The following is a 26178-nucleotide window of genomic DNA, read 5'->3' on the forward strand; positions in this document are numbered from 1 at the left end:
CCGGGGGTGCGCATACTCTATCACGCGGGCTTTGTCACCCCTTGAGGGGTAAGATTCGTCAGTAATAGCGGCGTGGCAGGTAATGTGCGCCATTGCTACACTGCTGCTGTCGATGCGTAGGATACCCCCTCTGCCCTGCCGGGCATCTCCCCCACAAGGGGGGAGATCGACCCCTGGCAACGGCATCCCCAAACAATGAGCGTGGAGCGAGCGGGTGCGCCCAGCCAATCTCCCCACCTGTGGGGGAGATGCCCGGCAGGGCAGAGGGGGGCGCCTCACGGCACAGCGCGAAACCAAACCCCACCCACCCCCTGTGCATTATTTGATTAAATATTTGTCAAATGCCCAAATCGGGAGCAAGTTCGATTGTGGCCATTTTGTGGCCCGCGAATCCTAGGAGGGGATTACATGACATCTGGCAATCCGTCGCCCTCGTTATACAACGAGGATCTGGCGCCCGCTCGGGAGAGGAAGTGGGGCGCCTTCAGCATTTTCAACGTCTGGACCTCGGACGTTCACAGCCTGTGGGGCTATTATCTCGCCGCCAGCCTTTTTCTTCTGTGCGGCAGCTTTATTAATTTCGTCATCGCCATCGGCCTCGGCTCGCTTGTCATCTTCGTGCTGATGAGCCTCGTCGGCAATGCCGGCGTGAAGACGGGCGTGCCGTTCCCGGTTCTGGCGCGCGCCTCCTTCGGCACCTTCGGCGCCAATGCGCCGGCGCTGGTGCGCGCGGTCGTCGCCTGCTTCTGGTATGGCGCGCAGACGGCGGCCGCATCGGGCGCCATCGTGGCGCTACTGATCCGCAACGAGAGCATTCTCGCCTTCCACCAGAACAGCCATTTCCTCGGCCACTCGACGCTGGAGGTGATCTGCTACGTCATCGTCTGGGCGCTGCAGCTTTTGATCATCCAGCGCGGCATGGAAACGGTGCGCAAGTTCCAGGATTGGGCCGGACCGGCCGTCTGGATCATGATGCTCGTCCTGGCCGTCTACCTCGTCGTCAAGGCCGGCACCTTCTCCTTCGGCAGCGAGATCCCGCGCGACGTGCTGATCGAAAAGACCAAGGATGCCGGCGTTCCCTATGAACCGGGCACCCTGCCTGCGCTCGCCGCCGTCGCCGCCACCTGGATCACCTATTTCGCAGCCCTCTACCTGAACTTCTGCGATTTCTCGCGCTACGCCAAGGATGTGAAGACGCTGCGAAAGGGCAATCTCTGGGGCCTGCCGATCAACCTGCTCGCCTTTTGCCTCGTGGCGGGCGTCACCACCACGGCGGCCTTCACCGTCTATGGCGAGGTATTGCTGCATCCCGAAGCCATCTCGGCCAAGTTCGACAGCTGGTTCCTGGCGCTGCTGGCGGCCCTCACCTTCGCGGTGGCGACGCTCGGGATCAACGTCGTCGCCAACTTCGTCTCGCCGGCCTTCGACTTCTCCAACGTCTTCCCCCGCCATATCAGCTTCAAGCGCGGCGGCTACATCGCGGCGTTGATCGCGCTGGTGCTCTACCCCTTCGCCCCCTGGGAGACGGGTGCCGCTCACTTCGTCAACTTCATCGGCTCGACCATGGGGCCGATCTTCGGGGTGATGATGGTGGACTACTATCTGATCCGGAAGGGCGAACTCGACGTCGCGGCGCTCTACCGCGAAGACGGCGAATTCCGCTTCCAGAGCGGCTGGCACGTCAACGCCTTCATCGCCTTCGCAATCGGCGCGCTCTTCTCCTCCATCCTGCCAACCTTCACGTCTGTTCTGCCGGAATGGTGGGGCACCTATGGCTGGTTCTTCGGCGTCGGCATCGGCGGCGGCGTCTATTATCTCCTGCGCATGACCACCCGAGGCTCCGCCGTCGGTGCTGCCTCGCGATAATGCAGTGCCCGGCTTCGGCCGGGCATTTTTTCTTCGCGAGATTTACTCGTCCAGCAGATCCGGCCGCCGCTCACGCGTCAGCGTCACCGCCTGCTCGCGCCGCCATTTCTCGATCGCGCCGTGATTGCCCGATGTCAGCACCGCGGGGATCTCGCGGCCCTCCCACTCCTGCGGGCGCGTATAGTGCGGGTGCTCCAGCATCCCGCCCTCGAAGCTTTCGTGCAGGCCGGAGAGGTCGTTGCCCATGACGCCGGGGAGGATGCGGACGATGGCGTCGAGCACGGTGAGTGCCGCCGGTTCGCCGCCCGAGAGCACGTAGTCGCCGATCGACACTTCTTCCAGTTCTCGCGCGTCGATCACCCGCTGGTCCACGCCCTCGAAGCGACCACAGACGATGATGACGCCCTCGCCCTCGGCCAGTTCGCGCACACGCTTCTGCGTCAAAGGCTTGCCGCGCGGGCTCATCAGGAGGCGCGGGCGGGTGTCGTTTTCGGAGACCGTGTCGATGGCGCGGGCGAGCACATCGGGCTTCAGCACCATGCCGGCGCCGCCGCCGGCCGGCGTGTCGTCGACGGTACGGTGCTTGTCGGTGGCGAAGTCGCGGATCTGCACGGGCTCAAGCGCCCACTGGCTGCGCTCCATCGCCTTGCCGGCAAGCGAATAGCCGAGATGGCCGGGAAACATCTCCGGGTAGAGTGTCAGGACCGTCGCCCGGAAGGCCATCTTATCGCTCACTTCTTTTTCTTCGGCTCATCTGGCGTGAACGACGGGCCGTCATCATCGTTGTCGACGAGACCTGAGGCCAGCGGATCGATGGTGATCTTGCCGGCTTCGAGGTCGATCTCCAGGACCGAGGCTTCCGAAAACGGGATCAGCACCGGGCGCTTGCCGGGACCCTTGAGTTCGAGCAGGTCGCCGGCGCCGAAATCGAAGATGCCGGTGACGGTGCCGTAGCTGACGCCCTGGTCGTCGACGGCCTCAAGACCCTCGAGATCGGCATAGAAGAACTCGTCTTCCTCGAGCTCGTCGTCGGGCAGGTTGTCGCGGTCGATATAGAGTTCCAGACCGTTCAGCGCTTCGGCGGCGTTGCGGTCGTTGATCCCCCGGAAGCGCACGACGACGACATTCTTCATCTCGCGGATCTCAAGCACCTCGAAGGTGCGTCCGTCCATGCTGTGCAGGTGGCCGTAATCGCCGAGCGCGGTCGGATCGGCGCTGTAGGACTTGGCGCGCACTTCGCCGCGCAGCCCCTGCGCGCCACCGATCGTTGCCATCAGCACCGGATTTTCTAGCTTTGTCATGGCGTCCCTAATGTCGAAGCCGGAGGTTTGGTTCGTCATAACCGAAGTGAACGGGAATGGAAACGAAAACGGGCGGCATGTCGCCATGCCGCCCGTTCGATCAAGGCCGAAGCCCGGAATTATTCCGCGGAAGCAGCAGCTTCTGCAGCGTCGGCGATCTTCTGAGCCTTTTCAGCTGCACGCTCCTGAGCGCGCTTGCCTGGCTTTGCCTTTTCCGGGTTGTTCTTGGCTTCGCGCTTTGCGATGCCGGCTTCGTTGAGGAAGCGCAGAACGCGGTCGGTCGGCTGTGCGCCCTGTGCGATCCAATGGGTGATGCGCTCGGCGTCGAGCTTGACGCGGGCATCGTTGTCCTTGGCGAGCATCGGGTTCCAGGAACCGAGGTTCTCGAGGAAGCGGCCGTCGCGCGGCGAACGGGCGTCAGCGAGAACGATGTGGTAGTACGGGCGCTTCTTGGAACCACCGCGTGCGAGACGAATTTTCAGTGCCATTTTCTTTACTCCTTGGATGTGTCTGAACCGCTTTTTGTTGAAGCGGCCTTGTTACTTTGCAGCAGCGCCGTTTTCGGCGTGATCCGCTGCGATCTGCTCATGATGCCGGATGACTTCCTTGATGACGAAGTTCAGGAACTTCTCGGCGAAATCCGGATCCAGATTGGCATCCTTGGCCAGGTGGCGAAGGCGTTCGATCTGGTATTCCTCGCGCGCCGGGTCCGCCGGCGGCAACTTGTACTTGGCCTTGAGCACGCCGACCTCTTTGGTGCAGCGGAACCGTTCGGCCAGGATATGCACCAGCGCCGCGTCGATATTGTCGATCGACTGGCGATAGCTCAAAAGCTGGGCTTTGATTTCAGGATCAATCATAGTCTGGGCGACCCCTTCACTTCTTCTTTGGCAGGCCGGGAAGGCCCGGGAAACCACCGCCGAGGCCGGGCAGCTTGGCGCCGCCGAGACCTGGCAAACCACCGCCACCGAGGCCCGGCATGCCGCCGCCCGGCTTGCCGAGGCCGGCCGCTTCCGCCTGCTTCTGCAAGGCTTCGAGCTGCTTCGGATCGATGTTGGAGAGATCGGGCATGCCGCCCATGCCGCCGCCGAGGCCACCGAGGCCCATCTTGCCGGCAAGGCCGCCCATCATCTGCTTCATCATGCCGCCTTTGCCCTTGCCGCCCATCATCTTCATCATGTCCGCCATCTGGCGGTGCATTTTCAGAAGCTTGTTGATGTCGGAGGCATCGGTACCGGAGCCGGCCGCGATGCGCTTCTTGCGCGAATGCTTGAGCATATCAGGGTTGGCGCGCTCGGCCTTGGTCATCGAGGAGATGATCGCGAGCTGGCGGCCGAAAAGGCTGTCGTTGAGGCCGGCCGAAGCCATCTTGTCCTTCATGCCAGCCATGCCGGGCATCATGCTCATGATGCCGCCCATGCCGCCCATCTTCTGCATCTGGCGCAGCTGATCGGCGAGGTCGTTCAGGTCGAACTTGCCCTTGGCCATCTTGGCGGCCATGGCGGCCGCCTTTTCGGCGTCGATGTTTTCAGCGGCGCGCTCGACCAGCGAAACGATGTCGCCCATGCCGAGAATGCGGTCGGCGATACGGCGCGGATGGAACTCCTCGAGTTCACCCATGCGCTCGCCGACACCGATGAGCTTGATCGGCTTGCCGGTCACCGCGCGCATAGAGAGCGCGGCACCGCCACGGCCGTCGCCGTCCATGCGGGTCAGCACGAGGCCGGTGATGCCGACGCGTTCGTCGAAGTTGCGCGCCAGGTTGACGGCGTCCTGACCGGTCAAGCTGTCCGCGACCAGCAGGATTTCATGCGGGTTCGACTTTTTCTTGATGTCGGCCATTTCGACCATCAAGGGCTCGTCGATATGCGTGCGGCCGGCGGTGTCGAGGATGACGACGTCGTGGCCGCCGAGCCGGGCTGCCTGCACGGCGCGCGCGGCGATATCGGTCGGCGACTGACCGGCGATCACGGGCAGTGTGTCGACATTGGTCTGCACGCCGAGCTGGCGCAGCTGCTCCTGGGCGGCCGGGCGTCGCGTATCGAGCGACGCCATCAGAACCTTCTTCTTCTCGCGGTCGGTGAGCCGCTTGGCAATCTTCGCAGACGTCGTCGTCTTGCCCGAGCCCTGCAGACCGACCATCATGATGACGACCGGGGCAGCGGCATGCAGGTCAACGCCCACGCCTTCGCCGCCGAGCATCTCGATTAGCTCGTCATGGACGATCTTGACGACCATCTGGCCCGGCTTGATCGACTTAAGGATCTCGGCGCCGACGGCCTTTTCACGGACGCGATCGGTAAAGGCGCGCACCACGTCGAGCGCGACGTCGGCTTCCAGAAGCGCACGGCGAACCTCGCGCAGCGCTGCGGAAACATCGGCTTCCGAAAGCGCGCCACGGCCTGTCAGTCCATTCAGAATGGATCCAAGACGGTCCTGGAGGTTCTCAAACATTGGCTCTTCCTTGTGATTTCCGGATAGGGAAACCTTGTGCTTTTCCTTGACGAAAACAAGACGCATAGCCAAAAAGCACCCGAGGGCGCATCGCGCTGTCGGGTGTGGACCTCCGGGATCGATTTATACCTTTGCGGGTCCCGGTCGGTGGCTCGAGTCTTGAAGCTCGTCGCAGATTGAGCGGCGGTAAACAGGAAAACGGTCGGAGAGTCAAGGCAATCAGGGCAAATAAGCGGTTTTCGGCCTTTCAAAAGCCGGCGCGGCAACCCAAATGCAGATGCCCGAACAGCATATTACGGCGACAAGGCTCCCACCGCATGGCAAACGCCAAACCCAAAAATCCCTACTATCAAGGCCCGGTCACCGATCATTTCGACGGCACCCGCTTCTTCAATCCCGGCGGCATCGCACCCCTCGGCTTCCGCGCCATGCTGCGCTGGCAGTTCAACGGCGAGCGGCAGAGCTGGCAAAAACAGGTGCCGAGCCCCTTCCCGCAGGCGAAACCCGATGCCCGCGTCGAAGGCGACGGCCTGCGCGTGACCATGGTCGGCCATGCCTCGATGCTGGTGCAGGTGGCGGGCCTCAACATTCTCACCGACCCCGTCTGGTCGGACCGCGTCAGCCCCTTCTCATTTGCCGGCCCGAAGCGCGTGACGGCCCCCGGCATCCGCTTCGAGGACTTGCCCAAGATCGACCTCGTGCTCGTCTCGCACAATCACTACGACCATCTCGATGTCGCGACGCTGAAACGGCTGCAGGCGGCCCACGGCCCGCACTTCGTCACGCCCCTTGGCAACGACACCATAATTCGCCGCGCCGCGCCCGATGCGAAAATCTCCGTCATGGACTGGGGCGACCGGATCGCGATATCAGATGGCATCACCATCGACGCCGAGCCGGCGCATCACTGGTCGGCACGCGGCACTGGTGACCGCAGCATGGCGCTTTGGGCCGCCTTCGTCATCTCGACTCCGTCAGGCAAGATCTACCACGTCGGCGACACCGGCTTCCACGACGGCATCAACTACCGGGCCGCCGGTGAAAAACACGGCCCCTTCCGCCTCGCCATCCTGCCCTTCGGCGCCTACGAGCCGCGCTGGTTCATGCAGGGCCAGCACCAGAACCCCGACGAAGCCGTCCGCGGCATGCAACTCGCCAACGCCGCCCACGTGGCCGGCCACCACTTCGCGACCTTCCAGCTCACCGACGAGGCTATGGACGCGCCGGTGAAGGCATTGGAGGTCGCATTGCGCGAGCATGACGTGGCGCCGGCACGCTTCCGGCCACTCAGGGCCGGCGAGGTGTTCGACGTGCCGCTGGAGTGAAGTGCTCCCATTTTCTTCAGCCCATCCGTTCCATCTACGCAGCCTTTGCTCTAAAGCCCTTCCAACAGAATTGGAAAAGGCAGCGCAATGGGCTTCTCGATCACCACCTGGAACATCAATTCGGTCCGGCTGCGCATGCCGATCGTCGAGCAGCTCTTCCTCAAGCATCGCCCCGATATCATTTGCCTGCAGGAAACCAAGGTGCCGAACGAGCTGTTCCCCTTGGCGCCCTTGAAGGCCATGGGCTACGAGCATGTGATCATCCACGGCCAGAAGGGCTATCACGGCGTGGCGATCGCCTCGCGCTTTCCGCTCGTCGAGGATCACAGCACCGATTACTGCAAGGTCGGCGATGCCCGACATATTTCGGCGGTGTTCGAGCGTGGCGGCAAGCGTATCCGCATCCATAATTTCTATGTGCCCGCAGGCGGCGACGAGCCGGATCGGGCGATCAATCCGAAGTTCGGCCACAAGCTCGACTTCATCGAGGAGATGAAGTTGCTCAAAGCCGATGGCGAGGCCAATACATCGGCGATCCTGGTGGGCGATCTCAATATCGCGCCGATGGAGCACGACGTCTGGTCACACAAGCAGCTCCTGAAGATCGTCAGCCACACGCCTGTCGAGACCGAGGGCCTGCTCGAAGTCATGAAGCGTGGCCAGTGGCTCGACCTGATGCGCCAGAACGTGCCGGAGACGCAGAAGCTTTATACGTGGTGGAGCTATCGCGCCAAGGATTGGGAAGCGGCCGATCGTGGTCGGCGTCTCGACCATATCTGGTCGTCGCGCGATCTTGGGCCACATCTGCAGCGCATCGAGATACTGAAAGAGGCGCGCGGCTGGGACCGGCCGTCCGACCACGTGCCGGTGACGGCGCACTTCGATCTCTGATCAGCTCAGAAAAGAGCCTCAGGCGAAGCGGTGGAGCTCGGCGGCGGCCTTGGCCGCCAATGCCGCGATATTGTCGCGGATGCGCTGCTGGATCAGCAAAGCCGCATCCGGATATTCCTCGATCAGCCGGTGAAACAGCGAACGGGTGATGCGGATGATCGCCGTGTCCTCGCGGGCGATCGCCGTGAACTTGCGCTCGACGAGCGTGACCAGCGCAAGCTCCGACAAAAGCGTGCCGGACCCGACCACAGCCTGAACCTCAGGCCTGTTGTCGCGTCCGGTGTGGCTGAGTTCAACGCTGCCGCTGACGATGACGTAGGCGCTGTCGGCGGGAGAGCTTTCGCGAAAAAGCATCTGCCCGTTCGAAATCACGCGCCGATCCGCGCCGAAGGCGATCAGCCTCAGCTGATCCTCCGACATTCCGTTGAAAAGCGGAAGCTGCGCAAGCAGCTGGATATCGTCATTCAGCGCCATGGTTACGGAACGATCTTGTAGCCGCCGTTTTCCGTGACCAGGATTTCGGCGTTCGACGGATCGCGCTCGATCTTCTGGCGCAGGCGGTAGACGTGGGTTTCGAGCGTATGGGTGGTGACGCCGGAATTGTAGCCCCAGACCTCCTCGAGCAGCACGTCGCGGGTTACGACCTTCTGTTCGGCGCGGTAGAGATAACGGATGATCGCCGCTTCCTTTTCGGTGAGGCGGATCTTCTGGCCGTTCTCCGTGGTCAGCAACTTCTGGCTCGGCTTGAAGACATAGGGGCCGACACTGAAGGTGGCGTCCTCGCTCTGCTCGTGCTGGCGCAGCTGCACGCGAATGCGGGCAAGCAGAACCGCGAAACGGAACGGCTTCGTCACGTAGTCGTTGGCGCCGGCCTCGAGGCCGAGAATGGTATCGCTGTCGGTGTCATGGCCCGTCAGCATGATGATCGGCGCCTTGAGGCCGCCCTTGCGCAGAAGCTTCACCGCCTCGCGTCCATCCATGTCGGGAAGGCCCACATCCATGATCAGGAGATCGATAGCCGTCGCGCGGGCGCGTTCGACACCCTTGGCAGCCGTGGATTCCTGGAGAACCGTGAACTCGTCATAGAGCGAGAGCTGCTCCGTGAGGGTTTCGCGGAGGTCGTCGTCATCATCCACCAACAAAATGGTGCGTGCTGTCATGCGGCTATGTCCCTCGCCATCTGGTTCACTATTCCTACGCCAACTTTAGGATGTTGGCAAAGATCAGCATACCAAGCTGTTATCGTATATGGTGCTATATGATTTCAATCATTGCCCCTGCAATTGCACAAACATGTGAGAAACATGGAAAAAACAAGGCGGACACCGTCTTTGCAACCAACGATCATCACCGTTAGACCAGCGCCGGGGCAGAAAAGCCGGGCTTTGCTGCAATTCGGCACAGTCGTGGTGCCCGCAGCGATCGGCCGTTCGGGCCGCACCACGCGCAAGCGTGAGGGTGATGGCGCCACTCCGATCGCCGAAATGCGGCTGATTTCGGGTTTCGTGCGCGGCGAAAAAACCTCCGGTTTGCGAACGCGGCTACCGATTCGCCTTATCCGCGAGGACATGCTCTGGTGCGATCAGCCCGGCGACGCCAACTACAACAGGCTGGTGAAGGCGCCGTTCAGCAAAAGTCACGAAAAGATGAAGCGCGACGACGGGCTCTATGACGTCTGCCTCGTCATGGACTGGAACATCAGCTCAAGAGCCCGCAATCGCGGCTCGGCGATCTTCTTCCACCTGATCCGCCCCGGCTACAAGCCGACGGAGGGCTGCATCGCCATTCACCCGCGTGACATGAACCGGATCCTGCCCTACTTGCGCAAGGGCACCGTCGTCAGGGTTTTGTAAGCCCGACGCATAGAGCAGGGGTGATATCGCGCGCCGGCTGACCTATATGCAATCCGACCGACGCCCGGGCTGAGAGGCGTTTCGGGAAATGGCGGGATACCCGCCGTTCAACACGCCCCGTTCCATTCATCGCTTTCGCGGAGATTTATTGTGGCACAGCAATCCATCATTACGTTTCACGACGGACATTCCATTCCCCAGGTCGGCCTCGGCGTCTGGCAGACACCCAACGACATGGCGGCACCCGCGGTGCGCGCTGCTATCGAAGCCGGCTATCGCCATGTCGATACGGCCGCCGTCTATGAAAACGAAGAGGGCGTCGGCGAAGGCATCCGCTCGTCGGGCGTCGACCGCAAGGACGTCTTCCTGACGACCAAGCTCTGGAACGCCGACCAGGGCTACGACACGACGCTGAAGGCCTTCGACAAGAGCCTGAAGCGGCTCGGCACCGATTATGTGGACCTCTACCTCATCCACTGGCCGGCGCCGAACCGCGACGCCTATGTCGATACGTGGAAAGCCTTCATCAAGCTGCGCGAGGAAGGCCGGGCGAAGTCGATCGGCGTCTCGAATTTCTATCCTGAACATATCGAGCGACTGATTGCCGAGACCGGCGTCGTGCCCGTCATCAACCAGATCGAGCTGCATCCGGACTTTCAGCAGAAAGTGGCACAGGAAGCGCACAAGAAGCTCAACATCGCCACGCAGTCCTGGAGCCCGCTCGGCCAGGGCAAGCTGATCGCCCATCCGGTTCTAGCGAAAATCGCCGAGAAGCACGGCAAGACACCGGCGCAGGTGATCATCCGTTGGCACATGGATAGCGGCCTCGTCGTCATCCCGAAATCGGTAACGCCGTCGCGTATCGTCGAGAACTTCCAGGTTTTCGACTTCAAGCTCGATGGCGACGACATGGCCGAGATCGCCAAGCTCGACAGCACCTCGGCGCGCATGGGGCCGGACCCGAAGACGGCGACGTTCTAAGGATTTGATCTAGAGGTGTGGGCCTGGAGCTTGTAGCTCTAGGCCCCGCCCTGCCAGGTCTTCACCGCCTCCAGCGGCCAGACGAGCATCAGCACGTTGAGCGTCAGATTGTCCCGGATCATGTAGCCGGTGAAGATCTCGAAGAAGATGGCGATCGTGACCGTCAGCCAGACCGGCGCGCGCCAAGCGAAGAAGAAGCCGAGCGCCATGAACACCGTGTCCATCGCCGAGTTCAGGATGCTGTCGCCGTAATAGTCGAGCGAGATCGTCGCCGTGCGGTAGCGGTCGATGATGATCGGGGAGTTCTCCAGCAGCTCCCAGCCGGACTCGATCACCAGCGCCAGAAGCAGTTTCATCGCGATCGGCTTGCCACGCAGCACCAGATGCGCCAGGCCGTAGAACAGGAAGCCGTGGATGATGTGGGACGGCGTGTACCAGTCCGACATGTGCTGCGAGTTGCCGCTGGAATTGACGGTGCCCTCCCACAGCTTGATGTAGCCGCAGGTGCAGATCGGCGTGCGCCCCATCAGATATTCGGCGACGATCTGCGCGATGAGCACGCCGAGGCAGGCGATGAACCAGTAGGTCTGGTGCTTGGCTCTGTCAGTCGCCTGCAGCGCCGTCACTGGCCGGCCTCGCCCTCGGGCGCGATCGTGTGCTTCATGATGACAGGCATCTGCGCCAGCGTGAACAGGATGGTGATCGGCATCGTGCCCCAGACCTTGAAGGCGACCCAGGTATCGTCGGAGAAATTGCGCCAGACGACTTCGTTGAGCACCGCCAGGAACAGGAAGAACACGCCCCAGCGAACGGTGAGCTTGCGCCACCCCTCGGCGTCGAGCTGGAAGGCGGCGTTGAAGACATAGCCGAGCAGTGACTTGCCGAAGAGCAGGCCGCCGAGCAGCGTGAGGCCGAACAGCGAATTGATGATGGTCGGCTTCATCTTGATGAAGGTCTCGTCCTGCAGGTAGATCGACAGCGAGCCGAAGATCAAAACGACGATGCCCGAGACGAAGGGCATGATCGGCAGATGGCGAAGAACGACCTTCGAGATGACGAGCGAGATCACCGTCGCCGCCATGAACAGCGCGGTCGCGACGAAGAGCGGGCCGCCGAGCGAGGCGAGAACCGGGAACTTCTCCACCAGCCAGGGACCGCGCAGATTGGCGAAGAAGAAGATCAGCAGCGGCCCGAGCTCCAGCGCCAGCTTGAGCATCGGGTGATGCTTGTCTGTCGCCGACGGGGTGATATCGCTCTCGGTCGTCATGAGGTCCCTAATCCGTTCCCTAGTCAGTTCTTATCGTCAGTCTTTGTCGTCAGTCTCTATCCCGGACGCTTGCGCGCCCTTGCGGGCATATCTGTGGCATCAATCGTGATCGGCGGCAATGGCGGCGACTTGATCAGCCCCGCGCGTCTCCGAGGCCGGCGATCGCATGGGCGAAATCCTCGGCCTCGAAGGGCTCCAGATCGTCCACGCCCTCGCCGACGCCGATGAAATAGACCGGCAGCTTGTGCTTGGCGGAGATGGCGACGAGGATGCCGCCGCGCGCCGTGCCGTCAAGCTTGGTCATGATCAGGCCGTTGACGCCGGCGACGTTGCGGAAGATCTCCACCTGGCTCAACGCGTTCTGGCCGGTGGTGGCGTCAAGCGTCTGCAGCACCGTGTGCGGCGCGTCCGGATCGAGCTTGCCGAGCACGCGCACGATCTTCTCGAGCTCGGCCATCAGCTCCGTCTTGTTCTGCAGGCGGCCGGCGGTGTCGATGATCAGCACGTCGCATTTCTTCTGCTTGGCCTGCTCGAACGCATCATAGGCAAGTCCGGCCGCATCGGCGCCGAGCTTGGTGCCGATGAATTCCGACTTGGTGCGGTCCGCCCAGATCTTCAGCTGCTCGATCGCCGCCGCGCGGAACGTATCGCCGGCCGCCACCATCACCTTCAGCCCGGCGCCTGACAGCTTGGCGGCGAGCTTGCCGATGGTGGTGGTCTTGCCGGTGCCGTTGACGCCGACGACGAGGATGACATGCGGCTTGTGGCTGAGATCGAGCTGCAATGGCTTTGCCACCGGCTTCAACACCTTGGTGATCTCCGCCGCCATGATGCGGCTCACATCCTCGCCCGACACGTCCTTGCCGTAGCGTTCCGAGGCCAGCGTATCGGTGACGCGCAACGCCGTCTCGACGCCCAGATCGGCCTGGATCAGCAGGTCTTCGAGATCCTGCAGCGTGTCGTCGTCGAGCTTGCGCTTGGTGAAGAGCGCCGAGATCTGGCCCGTCAGCTGCGACGAGGTGCGCGCGAGGCCGGCGCGCAGGCGCTGGAACCAGTTCAGCTTGGCCGGCGGGACGATAGTGACGGGTTCGGGGGTCTCGGTGGCGGTGGAGAAGCCCTTGGGGAGGATGGGGGAGTCGGTGTCGGTCAGAGTTGGTTCTGTGGAGTCGACAGAAGCTGGCTCGGAGGGCGTGGTACCCCCCTCTGCCCTGCCGGGCATCTCCCCCACAGGGGGGGAGATTGGCTGGGCGGGCTCGCTCGCTTCATCCTCGACCGTTTCGTCGACTGAAGGCTGCAGGTCAATCTCGTCCGTAGGCGGAACTGCCTGAACACTCACTCCATCGTCAGCTGTCTGGTCGGGCGACCCCAACGAGTCGATCTCCCCCCTTGTGGGGGAGATGTCCGGCAGGACAGAGGGGGGTACCGCACCCTCGGCGTCAGCGACGTCTGCCTCAGCATCAGACTCCGCCTCAGCCTCCAGCAAGGACAACGGCACCAACCCGACATCATCGGTAGCCAGTGCCGTCGGCAAATCCTCGGAAACCTCGTCCTCGGAAACCTCGTCCTCGGCAACATCCTCGCCATCGGCGGAAGGCCCACCGGCCGTCTCCACCTCTTCCGGCAATACCGGATCGGTGGCAACGGGCAAGTCTTCCACCGGCGCGGATGGCACCGGCGCCGTCACGTCAGCAACAGGCGCCTCCGCGACCGGCTCGACCGCAACCTCGGGGGCCTTGGTCTCGACCGTATCCGGCGCCTGCTCTTCCGCCGTCTTGTCGGGGCCGAAGGTGAAGACCTTTTTGATGAAGCTGAACGCCATGAGAATTCCGTCAGGTCAGGCCGCGGAGGCGGCCGTCAGTTGCATGTCGAGGTGCTTGCCGTTGTGGCCGACGATATCGACCTCAACCAGCGCGCGGGGGCTTAGCCCCGGCGCTGCGACAAGCGTGAAGTTTTCCGTATGCGCCAGTCCGTTGTTTTCCACCAGCAGCCATTGCCGCGTGCCGACCATGCGATCGAGATGGGACTGATGCAGCATATGTCCAGTGGCGCGCAACCGCGCCGCCCGCTCCTTGACGAGCGTCCGGTCGAGCTGCGGCATCCGTGCTGCCGGCGTTCCCGGTCGCGGGCTGTAGGGGAAGACGTGCAGATGCGCGATTTGCGCGTCCTCGGCGAGCCTCACGGCATTGCCGAACATCTCTTCCGTCTCGGTCGGGAAACCAGCGATCATGTCGGCGCCGATCGAGATCTCCGGCCGCAGCCTTCTGGCCTCGTTGACGAAGTTAAGCGCATCGGCGCTGGAGTGTCGGCGCTTCATCCGCTTCAGGATCATGTCGTCGCCATGCTGCAGCGACAGGTGCAGATGCGGCATGAAGCGCGCTTCGTCGGCGATGAGATCGAGGAGATGCCGGTCCGCCTCGATGCTGTCGATCGACGACAGACGGAGACGCCTTATATCCGGCACCTGCTTGAGAAGCGTCTTCGCGAGCAACCCGAGCGTCGGCTCGCCCGGCAGGTCGGCGCCGTAGCTGGTGGCGTCCACACCCGTCAGCACGATCTCGCGATAGCCGCTTTCGGTGAGCTTGCGCGCCTGGTCGACCACCGATCCCATCGGCACCGAGCGCGAATTGCCGCGGCCATAAGGGATGATGCAGAAGGTACAGCGGTGGTCGCAGCCATTCTGCACCTGGATGAAGGCGCGCACGTGGCCGTCGATATGCTTGACCATCTGCGGCGCGGTGGCCTTGACGCTCATGATGTCGTTGACGCGCAGCTTCTCTTCGGCCGAGACGCCAAAATCCGGCAGCGCGCGGTAATTGGTGCTCTTGAGCTTCTCTTCGTTACCAAGCACCGCGTCGACCTCGGCCATCTCGGCGAAGGTGTGTTTCTCGGTCTGCGCGGCGCAGCCGGTGACGATGATGCGGGCATGTGGATTGTCGCGACGCGCCCGGCGGATCGCCTGGCGCGCCTGACGCACGGCCTCGCCCGTCACGGCGCAGGTATTGACCAGAATGGCGTTGTTCAGCCCGGCCTTCTCGGCCTCGGCCCGCATCACTTCGGATTCGTAGGTATTCAGACGACAGCCGAAGGTGATGACCTCGACCCCGCTCACTTGGCTTCCGCCCCCGGAGCCTCGACCGCCTCATCACGCTGCCAAACGCCGGTCACGGGATCGACGGTGCCGGACCATTCCCATTCGGCGGGACCGGTCATGACGACATGGTCGTCCTCACGCCATTCGATGGTGAGCGGCTGCCGGCTCGGCGCGGTTGCGACGTCGATCGTGACCTTGCGGCCGGTGCGGCCGGTGCGCGCGGCCGAAACGCCTGCGGCGCAGGCGGCCGAGCCGCAGGCAAGCGTCAGGCCGGCGCCGCGTTCCCAGGTGCGGGTGCGCAGGCTTGCGTCGGACGTGACCTGCGCCAGCGTGATATTGGCCTTCTCGGGAAACATCGGGTGGTTTTCGAGCAGCGGTCCGAAGCGCTCCAGATCGAAGCTCATCGGATCCCTGTCGACCCAGAAAATCGCATGCGGATTGCCGATCGACATGGCCGAAGGCGAATGCAGTACCGGATTGTCGATCGGCCCGATCTGCAGCTCGATGCGGCTGGTATCGAAGAACTCTTCCGAGAGCGGGATCTTGTCCCACTGAAACACCGGTCGGCCCATGTCGACCGAGATCGTTCCATCCTCGTTCTCGGCTGCATTCAGGATGCCGGCGACGGTCTGGAAGGTGAAGACCTTCTTGCCCGTCTCGGCCGAAAGCGCCTGCACCACGCAACGCGTGCCGTTGCCGCAGGCCTGTGCCTTGGTGCCGTCGCAGTTCAGGATATCGATCCAGGCATCGGTGCCTTCGGCCTTCGGATCGTGGATCGCCATGATCTGGTCGAACTGGGTCTCAGAAGCCGCATTGAGCGCGATCGCGGCTTCGGGCGTAACCTTGTCCTTGCGCCCGCGCATGTCGACAACCAGGATCTTGTTGCCAAGCCCGTTCATCCTCGCGAATTCGACCGTTGCGCTCATTGTCTCATGTCCATGTGTGTTTGGGCTGTATATGGCGGAAATGCGCGGGAATTACCAGTGGCGGCGTGATCGGCCCATCCGCTCCTGTCGTCAGCGTGGCGACGGGGAAAATTTCACGGCACGACCAAGAAACATCGCGACATTATCAGCATGATAGCCGAATTCGGCGCACCCCGTTATCCCCGTCACCCGCAATCGCCACACACTGATGACGTCATCGGACAGGGAGCCGGGTTCGCGAACCGGTCACGCCAAGGTTGGCATCCGGCGTTCGGTGATGGTTGTGAAGAGGTGGTTCCAAGGCTGTCAGGGCCAAGGGATCATCCGGCAAGGAAAGGCCGAGAGACGCTCCTGTCGGCCTGGACGACCCGGAAACCTTGAAGCAATCGGGCAGGTGGAAACGCCTGACACACATACCAGCTATATAATGCCGCCTGCCCGTTCCCACTTTTTGGGATGCTTTTGCCAGCCGTCGCCGAGCTTTGCTCCGCGCGGAGTTTTGTGGTGTCGTGGTGGGCTACTGTGGACGCCCGAGGCCACCCATCCTCACTCATTCTCGCCCTTGTGGCGGGAATCCAGCAGACGCGCGTCCGCGCGGCGAGAGACTCTTCTTCCGATACAACACTGGGTCGTTCATGCACGGCGCGGACGCGCCATTGCTGGATTCCTGTGACATCGCCCGAGCGACGCTTGGGTACAGGAATGAGGGCAGGGAGACATCGCCGCCCTGCCAGCCAACCATCAATCGCGATAGGCAGCCGTTCCCGGGATGACCTCGTAAGGCACCTTGAAAACCTTGTCGTCGAACTGCACGCCGGTCTTGACGTTGAACACCATGACAGAGGTGTCCTTGCCCTGGTTGTCGGTGATCGTCCATTGGCGCAGGTCATAGGTCTTCGGGTCGAACATCATGGTGATGGTCGAGTTGCCGAAGACGGTGTTGTTGCCGAGCGCGATGGTCGTCAGGTCGGACTCCTCCTTGACGCTCTTCACCGAGCCGGCCGACAGGTCGATCTTCTGTGCGAGAAGCAGGCTGAGCGGCGTCTTCGACAGCGGATAAAGGTCCCATGTCTTCAGCTTCATGTTGCCGATCGCCACGTTCTTCCCATCGGCGATCACGCGGATCGGCGACGGGTCGTCGTAGTTGAAGCGCAGCTTGCCGGGGCGCTGGATGAAGAATTTGCCGCCTGTCTGCTCGCCCTTGGGGCCGAACTGCACGAACTCGCCCTGCATGGTGGCGACCGAGGAGAAGTGGTCGGCGATCGCCTGCGCGGTGCCGCTTGTGGACGCAGCCGCGGCCGCCTGGGCGAAGACGTTGAGCGGCAGCGCCGTGGACGCAGCCGCGACAGCAAGCGCACCCAGCATGTGGCGCCGTGTCAGCGTGAAGCGGTCCAGGAATGTGTCGGAGTGGTTCATGAAAGTCTCCTTTATGCAGTCTGCATGCTGCCGAAACGCGGCGTCTTCATGGCGTCCTGGCGCGACCGGCCAAAGGTAACGTTTTCGCGCCGATCAGGTTTCCGTGAAGGACCAGTACATGCGAGATAAATCGCGCTGAAAATGCCGGAATCAAGGGCGCGCACGCCCTTACCGGTCGAGAATATCGCCTTCGGTGGGAACCAGGATCTCGCGCTTGCCGGCATGGTTGGCCGGGCCGATGATGCCCTCCTGCTCCATCCGCTCGATGAGCGACGCCGCGCGGTTGTAGCCGATGCCGAGACGGCGCTGGACGTAGGAGGTCGAGGCCTTTCCGTCGCGCAGGACGATGGCGACGGCCTGGTCATAGGGGTCGTCGGAATCCGCGAGATTGCCGGTGCCAGCAGGCCCGCCGCCGTAATCGCCATCCTCGTCGTCATCGGCGGTGATGGCATCGAGATATTGGGGCGCGCCCTGCGTCTTCAGATAGGCGACGATGTCTTCCACTTCGCCATCGGCCACGAACGGGCCATGGACGCGCTGGATGCGGCCGCCGCCGGCCATATAGAGCATGTCGCCCATGCCGAGCAGCTGTTCGGCGCCCTGCTCGCCCAGAATGGTGCGGCTGTCGATCTTCGACGTCACCTGGAAGGAGATGCGGGTAGGGAAGTTGGCCTTGATCGTGCCGGTGATGACGTCGACGGATGGGCGCTGCGTCGCCATGATGACATGGATGCCGGCGGCGCGCGCCATCTGCGCCAGGCGCTGCACGGCGCCTTCGATATCCTTGCCGGCGACCATCATCAGGTCGGCCATTTCGTCGATGATGACGACGATATAGGGCAGCGGCTTCAGGTCGAACTCTTCCGTCTCGTACATCGCCTCGCCGGTCTCCCGGTCGAAGCCCGTCTGCACGGTACGCGAGATCGCCTCACCCTTGGCAAGCGCCTGCTCGACGCGGGAATTGAAGCCGTCGATGTTGCGCACACCGATCTTCGACATCTTCTTGTAGCGCTCTTCCATCTCGCGCACCGTCCACTTCAGCGCCACGACGGCCTTCTTCGGATCGGTAACGACGGGCGAGAGCAGATGCGGAATGCCGTCATAGACGGAGAGTTCGAGCATCTTCGGATCGATCATGATCAGGCGGCACTGCTCCGGCGTCATGCGGTAGAGCAGCGACAGGATCATGGTGTTGATGGCGACAGATTTACCCGAGCCGGTGGTGCCGGCGACGAGCAGATGCGGCATCTTGGCGAGATCGGCGATGACGGCTTCGCCGCCGATCGTCTTGCCGAGCGCCATGGCGAGCTTGGCCTTGGAGGTCTCGAAATCCCTGGAGGCGATCATCTCGCGCAGATAGACGGTCTCGCGGATATTGTTCGGCAGTTCGATACCGATGGCGTTGCGGCCTGGCACGACGGCGACGCGGGCGGCGATCGCGCTCATCGAGCGGGCGATATCGTCGGCAAGGCCGATGACGCGCGACGACTTGATGCCGGGCGCAGGCTCCAGTTCGTAAAGCGTGACGACGGGGCCAGGACGGACATGGATGATCTCGCCCTTGACGCCGAAATCCTCGAGCACACCTTCAAGCATGCGGGCGTTCTGCTCCAACGCATCGGCCGACAGCGTCGAATCGCGCACGACGGCCTTGGGCTCGGCGAGAAGATGCATCGACGGCAGCTGGAAGCCTTCGGGGCGGATGAAGGAGCCCTGCTGCTCGCGCTCGATACGGGCGCCGAGCTTGGGGCGCTGAGCGGCCTGCTGCACGCGCGGCTCGGCGCGACCGCCGGCCTGCTTGGCAGGCGCGCGCATCATCCAGCCATTGTCGTCCTCGTCGTCGGGCAGAATATCGGCCGGGCGCGGCGGCATGTCGCTATCGTAGCCCATGTCGTCGTCATCATCGTCGTTGAGCGAGATCGACGGCGCCGACACCACGCGGCGCGGCGAACCGGCTCGGGGCGCGATCGACGGATCCATCGAGGGATCCATGCGCTCGCCGCGTTGGGGCGCCTTGGCGCGCACCGGCTCGTTGAGCTTGCCGAACTCGTCGTCATTGAAATCGTAGGGCGCGTCGTAATCATCGAGCTTGCGCTTGCGCGGACCCATGCCGAGCATGCGGCGCATGCGGGCCTGGCTCATGTACCAGGCATGCGTCAGCGCGCCGAAGGCAAGCCAGCCGCCCTCGTCGTCTTCCTCGTCCTCATCGCCCACCGAGCGCAGCTTGGAGCGGCTGGCGGCGTAGTTTTCTTCCTCCTCTTCGGCCTCTTCCTCTTCGGTGCGGCCGACGATGCCGGCGGCAAAGAGCATCATCCAGACGCAGGGCACCGCGAAGATGCAGCCGACGGCGGTGGCGAAGGTTCCGGTCGGATAGGCGCCGACGAACAGCGCTGGGAAGCGCAGGATCATGTCGCCGATAACGCCGCCGATGCCATTGGGGATCGGCCAGGTGAGCGGCGGCGGAAAGCAGCCGAGAACGGCGCAGGAGAGAACGGAGCCGAGGCCCCATGCGGCGGCGCGCGCCGGAATGCGGGTGAAGCGGCGGCCGGAGATCAGCGCCAGCGCCCAGGCGACGACGGGCAGCAGCGCCACCACGCTGGCAAGGCCGAAGAATTGCATCAGGATATCGGCGAAGGCGGCACCGCTATAGCCGAGCACATTGGTGGGCTCGTTGCCGGTGGCGTAGGAATAGCTCGGATCGGCGACGTTCCAGGTCGCCAAAGCCGCGACGGCCAGTGCCAGCGCAATGAAGATTGCAAACCCCAAAAGGGTCTGCGCCTGCCGGAAAATGAACCCCGAAAGGGAGAAACGGTCCGGCCGGCCATCCATTGCTGGCGATGTGCTTCTTGCCATGTGTTGTACCCGTCCAATGCCTGATGCGTGCGAATCGCCAATGCGCTTCGCGCCCAATGCGTCCGCTCCACCTAACCAAAGGACGGTTAAAGCGATGTTAACCATGAGCGCGCTGGTCGACGGATACGGAAATAAAAAGGCCCGAACCTTTGAAAGGTCCGGGCCAAGAGCGGCTAGAGTGTTGATCAAGCCGCGACGGGCTGTTGAGCGGCGCCCATTTTTGAGCGCCGCAAGCCTTGTTTAGGAGTGGTAAGCGGCTTCGCCATGCGTAGCGAGGTCGAGACCTTCGCGTTCGGCTTCGACGGCGACGCGCAGGCCGACGATGACATCGACGATCTTGTAGAGGATCGCCGAACCGATGCCGCACCATACGACGGTGATTGCAACGGCGGTGAGCTGGGTCATGACCTGGCCACCCATCGTCACGCCTTCGGCGTAACCGACGCCACCGAGCGATGCGCTGGCGAAGATGCCGGTGAAGATCGCGCCGAAGATGCCGCCGACGCCGTGAACGCCGAAGACGTCAGCCGTGTCGTCGTAGCCGAACTTGTTCTTCACCACGGAGACGAAGAAGTAGCAAAGCGGCGAGACGATGAGACCCATGACGATCGCGCCCATCGGGCCGACGATGCCGGCAGCAGGCGTGATGGCGACCAGACCGGCGACCATGCCGGAAGCGCCACCGAGCATGGAGGCCTTGCCGCGGGTCATCGTTTCGACGGCAGCCCACGATACGATGGCAGCGGCGGTTGCAACGAAGGTGTTGACGGTTGCGAGCATCGCGCCGCCGGAAGCTTCGAGGTTGGAGCCGGCGTTGAAGCCGAACCAGCCGACCCAGAGCATCGAGGCACCAACCATGGTGAGCGTCATCGAGTGCGGAGCCATCATGTCCTTGCCGAAGCCGATGCGCTTGCCGACGAGGATCGCACCAACCAGACCGGCGATACCGGCGTTGATGTGAACGACCGTGCCGCCTGCGAAGTCGAGCGCGCCCATCTTGAAGAGCAGGCCATTTGCGTCCCAGACCATGTGTGCGACCGGGAAGTAGACGAAGGTTGCCCACAGCGCGCAGAAGAGCACCGCGGCCGAGAACTTGATGCGCTCGGCGAATGCGCCGACGATGAGCGCAGGCGTGATGGCGGCGAAGGTCATCTGGAACATCACGAAGATGAACTCAGGAATGACGACGCCTTGCGAGAAGGTGGCTGCCGTCGTTTCCTTGGTCACGCCGGAGAGGAACAGCTTGGCGGTACCGCCCCAGTATGCGCTTTCCGAGCCACCGAAGGCGAAGGAATAGCCGTAGATGACCCAGATCAGCATCATGACGGCGCCGATCATCGTGCACTGCATCAGGACCGAGAGCATGTTCTTGGCGCGGACCAGGCCGCCGTAGAACAGTGCGAGGCCCGGAACGAGCATGAACAGCACCAGGATGGTCGAGACGAACATGAAAGTGGTGTCGCCCTTGTCCGGAACGGGTGCGGCGGCGGCAGCCGGAGCGGCAGCGGTGGCGGCATCCTGCGCGAAGGCGACGACCGGCGCGAGAAGCGCTGCGGACGCAGTGGCAAGGCGCGCCAGAGTGGGAGAAAACTTCGAAATTGACATAGAGAAAAGCTCCTTGGCTCTACCGTTACTTACAGCGCTTCTGCATCGGTTTCGCCGGTACGGATGCGCACGGCATGGTCGATCGAGTAAACGAAGATCTTGCCGTCGCCGATCTGACCGGTCTTGGCCGACGACGCGATGGCTTCGACAGCCTTGTCGACGAGCTCGCTTGCGACGGCGATCTCGATCTTCAGCTTCGGCAGGAAGCTGACCGCGTATTCGGTGCCGCGATAGATTTCGGTATGTCCCTTCTGGCGCCCGTAACCCTTCACTTCGGTCACGGTCAGGCCCTGAATGCCGATCGCCGTAAGGGCTTCACGCACCTCATCCAGCTTGAACGGCTTGATAATGGCCATCACAATTTTCATCTGGTTTCCCATCCTTCGTTACCCTCGGCACGGAGCCGACTCTCCTTGCCACTGCCGTTTGCGACCAGCGACCGACCTCTTACATTCAAGGCCCGTGCCAGATTCGAAACGATTTGTTAAGGTATTGAAAAATAAGGAATATATTTGCAGGCGCCATTAAACAGGCAAGTGATTGCCTAATAATCGCTCAAAAAATACACAAACGATTAAATTTGCATCCAAATTAGTCATTTGCCCTTTTACGAATCAGACCCTCCTGCGCCACCGACGCAATGAGCACGCCATCTCGCGTATAGAGGCTACCGCGCGTCAAACCTCGCGCACCGGATGCGGACGGGCTGTCCTGTGTATAGAGAAGCCAATCGTCGAGCTTGACCGGGCGGTGGAACCACATCGAATGGTCGAGGCTGGCGACCTGGATCGTCTGGTCGAAGATCGAGGTGCCGTGTGGGTAGAGCGACGTGTCGAGCAGCGTCATGTCGGAGATATACGCAAGCACCGCCGCCTGGGCGTGCCGGTCATCGGGAACCGGACCATTGGCGCGCACCCAGACATGCTGGAGCGGATCGAGCTTCTTGTCGGAGAAATAATGGGTCAGCGAGACCGGCCGGATTTCGATCGGCCGCTCGCGACCCCAATATTTGCGGATCGCCTCCGGCGCATGCGCCAGATAGCGCTTGGCGATCTCGTTCTCGTCGATCAGCGTCTCGGGCATCGGCACGTCGGGCATGGCGACCTGGTGCTCGAAGCCGGGTTCGACGATCTGGAACGAGGCCGACAGCGCGAAGATCGCCTTGCCGTGCTGGATGGCAACGACGCGGCGGGTGTTGAAGCTCGACCCGTCACGGATGCGCTCGACCTGGTAGATGATCGGCACCGAGGGATCGCCCGGACGCATGAAATAGGCATGCAGCGAATGCACCAGCCGCTCAATGTCGACGGTGCGCTGCGCCGCCATCAGCGCCTGCGCTATCACCTGCCCGCCGAACACCCGCTGCCAGCCGACCTGCGGGCTGGTACCGCGGAAGATATCGACCTCGATCGGCTCGAGATCGAGCGTTGCGAGCAGGGTTTCCATCGCGGTCGGCTTTTCGGTGAGGCGCGTCATTTTGTATGGCTCCGGCAGGTAGGAAGTGTGGCGATGATGATCTATATAGATCAATAGGATATTCTAAAAGAACGGGACGGGCGTTATGCGTGACATGCTTGTGGTTGGCGGGGGTTATGTCGGTCTCTCCATGGCTGTCGCGGTCAAGCAGGCGGCGCCGCATCTTGATGTCGCGGTGGTCGAGGCAGCCCCTGCGGACGTCTGGCGCAAGGACCCGCGCGCATCCGCCATCATCGCCGCCGCCACCAAGATGCTCGACGTTTTCGGCATCTGGAACGAGATCGAGCCGACCGCGCAGCCGATCACCAAGATGATCGTCACCGATTCCAAGACCTCCGATCCCGTCCGCCCGATCTTCCTGACCTTCGATGGCGAAGTCGAGGACGGCAAGCCCTTCGCCCACATGATCCCGAATGTCGCGATGGTGGGCGCGCTGCGCGGCGCTTGCGAACGGCTCGGCATCGAGATCACCCACGGCCTTGGCGCCACCGGCCTGAAGACGCTCGACACCCACGCCGAGATCACGCTCTCCGACGGCAGCACGATCGAGACCAAACTCGTCGTCGCCTGCGACGGCGTGCGCTCGCACCTGCGCGATCTGGCGGGCATCAAGACGGTTCATTGGGAATACGGCCAATCCGGCATCGTCACCACGGTCGAGCACGAGCGCCCGCACAATGGCTGTGCCGAGGAGCACTTCCTGCCCTCAGGCCCCTTCGCCATCCTGCCGCTGAAGGACAACCGCTCCTCGCTGGTCTGGACAGAAACGACGGCTGACGCCAACCGGCTGGTGCGCTCCGACGACCTGATTTTCGAGGAAGAACTGGAGCGTCGCTTCGGCCACAAGCTCGGCGCGCTGAAGGTGGTGGGCGACAAGCGCGCCTTCCCGCTCGGCCTGACGCTGGCGCGCGCCTTCGTCGCCCCGCGCCTGGCGCTCGCAGGCGACGCCGCCCACGGCATCCACCCGATCTCCGGCCAGGGCCTCAATCTCGGCTTCAAGGATGTGGCGGCGCTCGCCGAAACCATCGTCGAAGCCGATCGCCTCGGCCTCGATATCGGCTCGATCAACATTCTCGAGCGCTACCAGGCCTGGCGCCGTTTCGACACCTTCCGCATGGGCGTGACCACCGATGTGCTGAACCGCCTGTTTTCCAACGATCTCGCGCCGATCCGCATCGCCCGCGACTTCGGCCTCGGCCTCGTCGACCGCCTGCCAGGCCTCAAATCCTACTTCATCGGCCAGGCCGCCGGCACGACAGCGGCGGGCAACCCGCGCTTGCTGGCGGGCGAGGCGATTTAGGGCGTAGCCTCAGGCTAGTGGTGGTCGGCTGGCGAAAACAAATATGCCGATCAAAATCAAAGCCGTTGCGAATACGGGAAACCAACCCCAATCTTCGCGCGTGGGCATGGCTGCCTTGATACGACTGGAATCAAGCGTAGCGTTGCCTGACGCGCGAGCCACTCTAAGCCGCCTGCGATAGCCAAGGTAAAGGCCGTGCCCGGCATAAAGAAGAAGACATGCCGCCGTAACGCCGAGCGGCACGAGATAAAACGACCAGTAGAGGCTGTCCGTCATGGTTGGCGTCTCAATCTCGAAAGAGTGGCATGACCGACTAAATGTAGCACGATAGCGCAAAACATCCAAACGCCTGCGGTGGATGCCGGATTTCCTACGTTCGGCAACAGCTCAAGTCCGGCCGACGTAAAGAACGGCGATATCACGCCGCCAACCAAAAGCGCGGTTGCCGCGCGGTCGATAAAGTTCGCGAGAAACTTCGTCGCTTCTATTTCCACCAGATCTGGCTCGAGCCTTTTCGTGCCCGCTGTTTCTTCACTGTCGCCCATGGAAAAGCCCGGATTGCTTCAGCACGCATAATTGCAACCTTGATTTGCAGAAGCAACAGAATTTATCAGAAAGAAACGGGCTTGCTCTATTCCTCGATCTCGCGCGCTTCCGATACAAGCATGATCGGAATGCCGTCGCGGATCGGGTAGGCGAGCTTTGCCTTTTCGGAGACGAGCTCGTTGTGTTCGCGATCGTACGTCAGCCGCCCCTTGGTCAGCGGGCAGACCATCAGTTCCAGAAGCTTGGGATCGACGCGGCTCAGTTTTTCGTCCATGCGACCGCTTCTACTGCAAAATCGTGTCCGAGTCACCGAAGACCCGGGCAAGGACGATCTCGGTGATGGCGATCAGCGTTTCCGCCCGCGTCTTCAGATCCGGCGCCTCGAGAAGCGCCTGCTTTTCCGCTGGGCCGAAGGGCGACATCATCGCGAGCGAATTGACCAGCGTCATGTTGCTGGCGCGCTCCACGCTTTCCCAGTCCGCCTCCAGCTTGTTGGCCTCGAGATAGGCCTTGAAGGCGGCGAGAAGCGCCGCGCGATCGACCGCGTCCTCTTCGTTGCGTGCCGAAAGATCTGAGATGAACGGCGCGATGCGGAAGGTGCGGTAAGGCTGGTGCGTGTCCTTCTCGTCGAGCAGACGGAAGCGGCAGACGCCGGTCAGCGAGACGATGTAGCGACCGTCGCCGGTCTCGGCAAACGAGGTGATGCGCCCGACGCAGCCGACGGCACTGAGATTGCCGTCGCTATTCTTGTCGTCGCTCTCGCCAAGCGCCGGCTGCACCATGCCGATCAGCCGGYTGCCTGATATCGCCGYGTCGAACATGGCGAGATAGCGCGGCTCGAAGATGTTGAGAGGAAGCTGGCCGGTGGGAAGCAGCAGCGCACCGGTCAAGGGGAAGACGGCGATCGTGTCAGGCACATCGCCGCTCTTCAGATATCGTGCATTCCCCACTTGCATCGGCACTCGTCCCGCATAATCGGCGGACCTAAACCACACGTCCGCATCTAAACGAATGTGGGGTACCCCAT

At 62.6% G+C, this 26178-nt stretch carries 27 protein-coding genes; 6 read left to right on the top strand and 21 right to left on the bottom strand.

Annotated elements, in window-relative coordinates; genetic code table 11:
- Positions 1 to 408 precede the first annotated feature (408 nt).
- Positions 409 to 1866 carry an NCS1 family nucleobase:cation symporter-1 gene (locus AC1DOG_RS11985; protein ID WP_477928237.1) on the top strand — a complete coding sequence of 486 codons (1458 nt, stop codon included), beginning with the start codon at positions 409 to 411 and terminating at the stop codon, positions 1864 to 1866.
- Positions 1867 to 1908: 42 nt separating this feature from the next.
- On the opposite strand, the gene trmD is transcribed toward AC1DOG_RS11985, so the two are convergent.
- The 5 genes from trmD to ffh all read right to left on the bottom strand — a co-directional run bounded on the left by trmD (position 1909) and on the right by ffh (position 5621).
- Complete coding sequence (gene trmD / locus AC1DOG_RS11990) at positions 1909 to 2589, bottom strand: tRNA (guanosine(37)-N1)-methyltransferase TrmD (protein WP_477928528.1); 681 nt, start codon at positions 2587 to 2589, stop codon at positions 1909 to 1911.
- An 8-nt stretch (positions 2590 to 2597) separates the two neighbouring features.
- Positions 2598 to 3167 (bottom strand): ribosome maturation factor RimM, encoded by a 570-nt coding sequence (gene rimM / locus AC1DOG_RS11995; RefSeq protein WP_477928239.1) that lies wholly within the window; start codon positions 3165 to 3167, stop codon positions 2598 to 2600.
- A 119-nt stretch (positions 3168 to 3286) separates the two neighbouring features.
- Entirely contained in the window at positions 3287 to 3655 is a 369-nt protein-coding gene (rpsP, locus tag AC1DOG_RS12000) for a 30S ribosomal protein S16 (protein WP_018901909.1), read from the bottom strand.
- Between the two features lie 51 nt (positions 3656 to 3706).
- Complete coding sequence (locus AC1DOG_RS12005; RefSeq protein WP_018901910.1) at positions 3707 to 4027, bottom strand: chorismate mutase; 321 nt, start codon at positions 4025 to 4027, stop codon at positions 3707 to 3709.
- Positions 4028 to 4043: 16 nt separating this feature from the next.
- Positions 4044 to 5621 (bottom strand): signal recognition particle protein, encoded by a 1578-nt coding sequence (gene ffh, locus AC1DOG_RS12010; protein WP_289730303.1) that lies wholly within the window; start codon positions 5619 to 5621, stop codon positions 4044 to 4046.
- Positions 5622 to 5938: 317 nt separating this feature from the next.
- Here ffh and AC1DOG_RS12015 point away from each other — a divergent pair, with 317 nt between their 5' ends.
- Together AC1DOG_RS12015 and AC1DOG_RS12020 are read left to right on the top strand one after the other, a co-directional pair.
- Positions 5939 to 6946: an MBL fold metallo-hydrolase gene (locus AC1DOG_RS12015; protein WP_477928242.1), complete on the top strand. Its 1008-nt coding sequence runs from the start codon at positions 5939 to 5941 to the stop codon at positions 6944 to 6946.
- 87 nt (positions 6947 to 7033) lie between these two features.
- Complete coding sequence (locus tag AC1DOG_RS12020) at positions 7034 to 7837, top strand: exodeoxyribonuclease III (protein ID WP_477928244.1); 804 nt, start codon at positions 7034 to 7036, stop codon at positions 7835 to 7837.
- Between the two features lie 18 nt (positions 7838 to 7855).
- On the opposite strand, the gene AC1DOG_RS12025 is transcribed toward AC1DOG_RS12020, so the two are convergent.
- Together AC1DOG_RS12025 and AC1DOG_RS12030 are read right to left on the bottom strand one after the other, a co-directional pair.
- Positions 7856 to 8311: a cyclic nucleotide-binding domain-containing protein gene (locus AC1DOG_RS12025; protein ID WP_477928246.1), complete on the bottom strand. Its 456-nt coding sequence runs from the start codon at positions 8309 to 8311 to the stop codon at positions 7856 to 7858.
- A gap of 2 nt (positions 8312 to 8313) precedes the next feature.
- Complete coding sequence (locus AC1DOG_RS12030) at positions 8314 to 8997, bottom strand: response regulator transcription factor (protein WP_018901915.1); 684 nt, start codon at positions 8995 to 8997, stop codon at positions 8314 to 8316.
- A gap of 144 nt (positions 8998 to 9141) precedes the next feature.
- On the opposite strand from AC1DOG_RS12030, the gene AC1DOG_RS12035 reads away from it, so the two are divergent.
- Positions 9142 to 9690, top strand: a complete 549-nt coding sequence (locus tag AC1DOG_RS12035) for a L,D-transpeptidase family protein (protein ID WP_477928248.1) — start codon at positions 9142 to 9144, stop codon at positions 9688 to 9690.
- 150 nt (positions 9691 to 9840) lie between these two features.
- Complete coding sequence (locus tag AC1DOG_RS12040; RefSeq protein WP_477928250.1) at positions 9841 to 10671, top strand: aldo/keto reductase; 831 nt, start codon at positions 9841 to 9843, stop codon at positions 10669 to 10671.
- Between the two features lie 38 nt (positions 10672 to 10709).
- Here the strand turns inward: AC1DOG_RS12040 and AC1DOG_RS12045 are convergent, their stop codons facing one another.
- From AC1DOG_RS12045 to tesB, 10 genes are all read right to left on the bottom strand, one after another.
- Positions 10710 to 11297: a DUF2585 domain-containing protein gene (locus AC1DOG_RS12045; protein ID WP_477928252.1), complete on the bottom strand. Its 588-nt coding sequence runs from the start codon at positions 11295 to 11297 to the stop codon at positions 10710 to 10712.
- Positions 11294 to 11938 (bottom strand): septation protein A, encoded by a 645-nt coding sequence (locus tag AC1DOG_RS12050; RefSeq protein WP_113009378.1) that lies wholly within the window; start codon positions 11936 to 11938, stop codon positions 11294 to 11296. Before AC1DOG_RS12050 ends, AC1DOG_RS12045 begins: the two co-directional genes overlap by 4 nt.
- Before the next feature lie 133 nt (positions 11939 to 12071).
- A complete protein-coding gene (ftsY, locus tag AC1DOG_RS12055; protein ID WP_477928254.1) occupies positions 12072 to 13757 on the bottom strand; it encodes a signal recognition particle-docking protein FtsY in 1686 nt (561 codons plus the stop codon).
- A gap of 15 nt (positions 13758 to 13772) precedes the next feature.
- Complete coding sequence (gene mtaB, locus AC1DOG_RS12060; RefSeq protein ID WP_477928256.1) at positions 13773 to 15047, bottom strand: tRNA (N(6)-L-threonylcarbamoyladenosine(37)-C(2))-methylthiotransferase MtaB; 1275 nt, start codon at positions 15045 to 15047, stop codon at positions 13773 to 13775.
- The gene (dapF, locus tag AC1DOG_RS12065; RefSeq protein ID WP_477928258.1) at positions 15044 to 15955 is read right to left on the bottom strand and encodes a diaminopimelate epimerase; all 912 of its coding nucleotides are present in this window, start codon (positions 15953 to 15955) and stop codon (positions 15044 to 15046) included. The genes mtaB and dapF overlap by 4 nt, the downstream gene beginning before the upstream one ends.
- A gap of 741 nt (positions 15956 to 16696) precedes the next feature.
- Positions 16697 to 17371 carry an outer membrane lipoprotein carrier protein LolA gene (locus tag AC1DOG_RS12070; RefSeq protein ID WP_112941056.1) on the bottom strand — a complete coding sequence of 225 codons (675 nt, stop codon included), beginning with the start codon at positions 17369 to 17371 and terminating at the stop codon, positions 16697 to 16699.
- A gap of 168 nt (positions 17372 to 17539) precedes the next feature.
- Positions 17540 to 20224, bottom strand: a complete 2685-nt coding sequence (locus tag AC1DOG_RS12075) for an FtsK/SpoIIIE family DNA translocase (protein WP_477928260.1) — start codon at positions 20222 to 20224, stop codon at positions 17540 to 17542.
- A 240-nt stretch (positions 20225 to 20464) separates the two neighbouring features.
- The gene (locus AC1DOG_RS12080) at positions 20465 to 21829 is read right to left on the bottom strand and encodes an ammonium transporter (RefSeq protein WP_112941058.1); all 1365 of its coding nucleotides are present in this window, start codon (positions 21827 to 21829) and stop codon (positions 20465 to 20467) included.
- Positions 21830 to 21858: 29 nt separating this feature from the next.
- Complete coding sequence (locus AC1DOG_RS12085; RefSeq protein ID WP_056810626.1) at positions 21859 to 22209, bottom strand: P-II family nitrogen regulator; 351 nt, start codon at positions 22207 to 22209, stop codon at positions 21859 to 21861.
- A 211-nt stretch (positions 22210 to 22420) separates the two neighbouring features.
- Positions 22421 to 23305 (bottom strand): acyl-CoA thioesterase II, encoded by an 885-nt coding sequence (tesB, locus tag AC1DOG_RS12090; protein ID WP_047508894.1) that lies wholly within the window; start codon positions 23303 to 23305, stop codon positions 22421 to 22423.
- Positions 23306 to 23390: 85 nt separating this feature from the next.
- Between tesB and AC1DOG_RS12095 the strand changes: the two genes are divergently transcribed.
- Positions 23391 to 24605 (top strand): ubiquinone biosynthesis hydroxylase, encoded by a 1215-nt coding sequence (locus AC1DOG_RS12095; RefSeq protein ID WP_477928263.1) that lies wholly within the window; start codon positions 23391 to 23393, stop codon positions 24603 to 24605.
- A gap of 9 nt (positions 24606 to 24614) precedes the next feature.
- Here the strand turns inward: AC1DOG_RS12095 and AC1DOG_RS12100 are convergent, their stop codons facing one another.
- From AC1DOG_RS12100 to AC1DOG_RS12115, 4 genes are all read right to left on the bottom strand, one after another.
- Positions 24615 to 24881: a hypothetical protein gene (locus AC1DOG_RS12100; RefSeq protein ID WP_477928265.1), complete on the bottom strand. Its 267-nt coding sequence runs from the start codon at positions 24879 to 24881 to the stop codon at positions 24615 to 24617.
- Complete coding sequence (locus AC1DOG_RS12105) at positions 24878 to 25150, bottom strand: hypothetical protein (protein ID WP_477928267.1); 273 nt, start codon at positions 25148 to 25150, stop codon at positions 24878 to 24880. The genes AC1DOG_RS12100 and AC1DOG_RS12105 overlap by 4 nt, the downstream gene beginning before the upstream one ends.
- An 86-nt stretch (positions 25151 to 25236) precedes the next feature.
- A complete protein-coding gene (locus tag AC1DOG_RS12110) occupies positions 25237 to 25425 on the bottom strand; it encodes a Trm112 family protein (RefSeq protein WP_018901898.1) in 189 nt (62 codons plus the stop codon).
- A 10-nt stretch (positions 25426 to 25435) separates the two neighbouring features.
- Complete coding sequence (locus tag AC1DOG_RS12115; RefSeq protein ID WP_477928269.1) at positions 25436 to 26107, bottom strand: LON peptidase substrate-binding domain-containing protein; 672 nt, start codon at positions 26105 to 26107, stop codon at positions 25436 to 25438.
- Between the last annotated feature and the right edge of the window lie 71 nt (positions 26108 to 26178).

The sequence above is a fragment of the Rhizobium sp. 01N48 genome, from assembly GCF_056399145.1.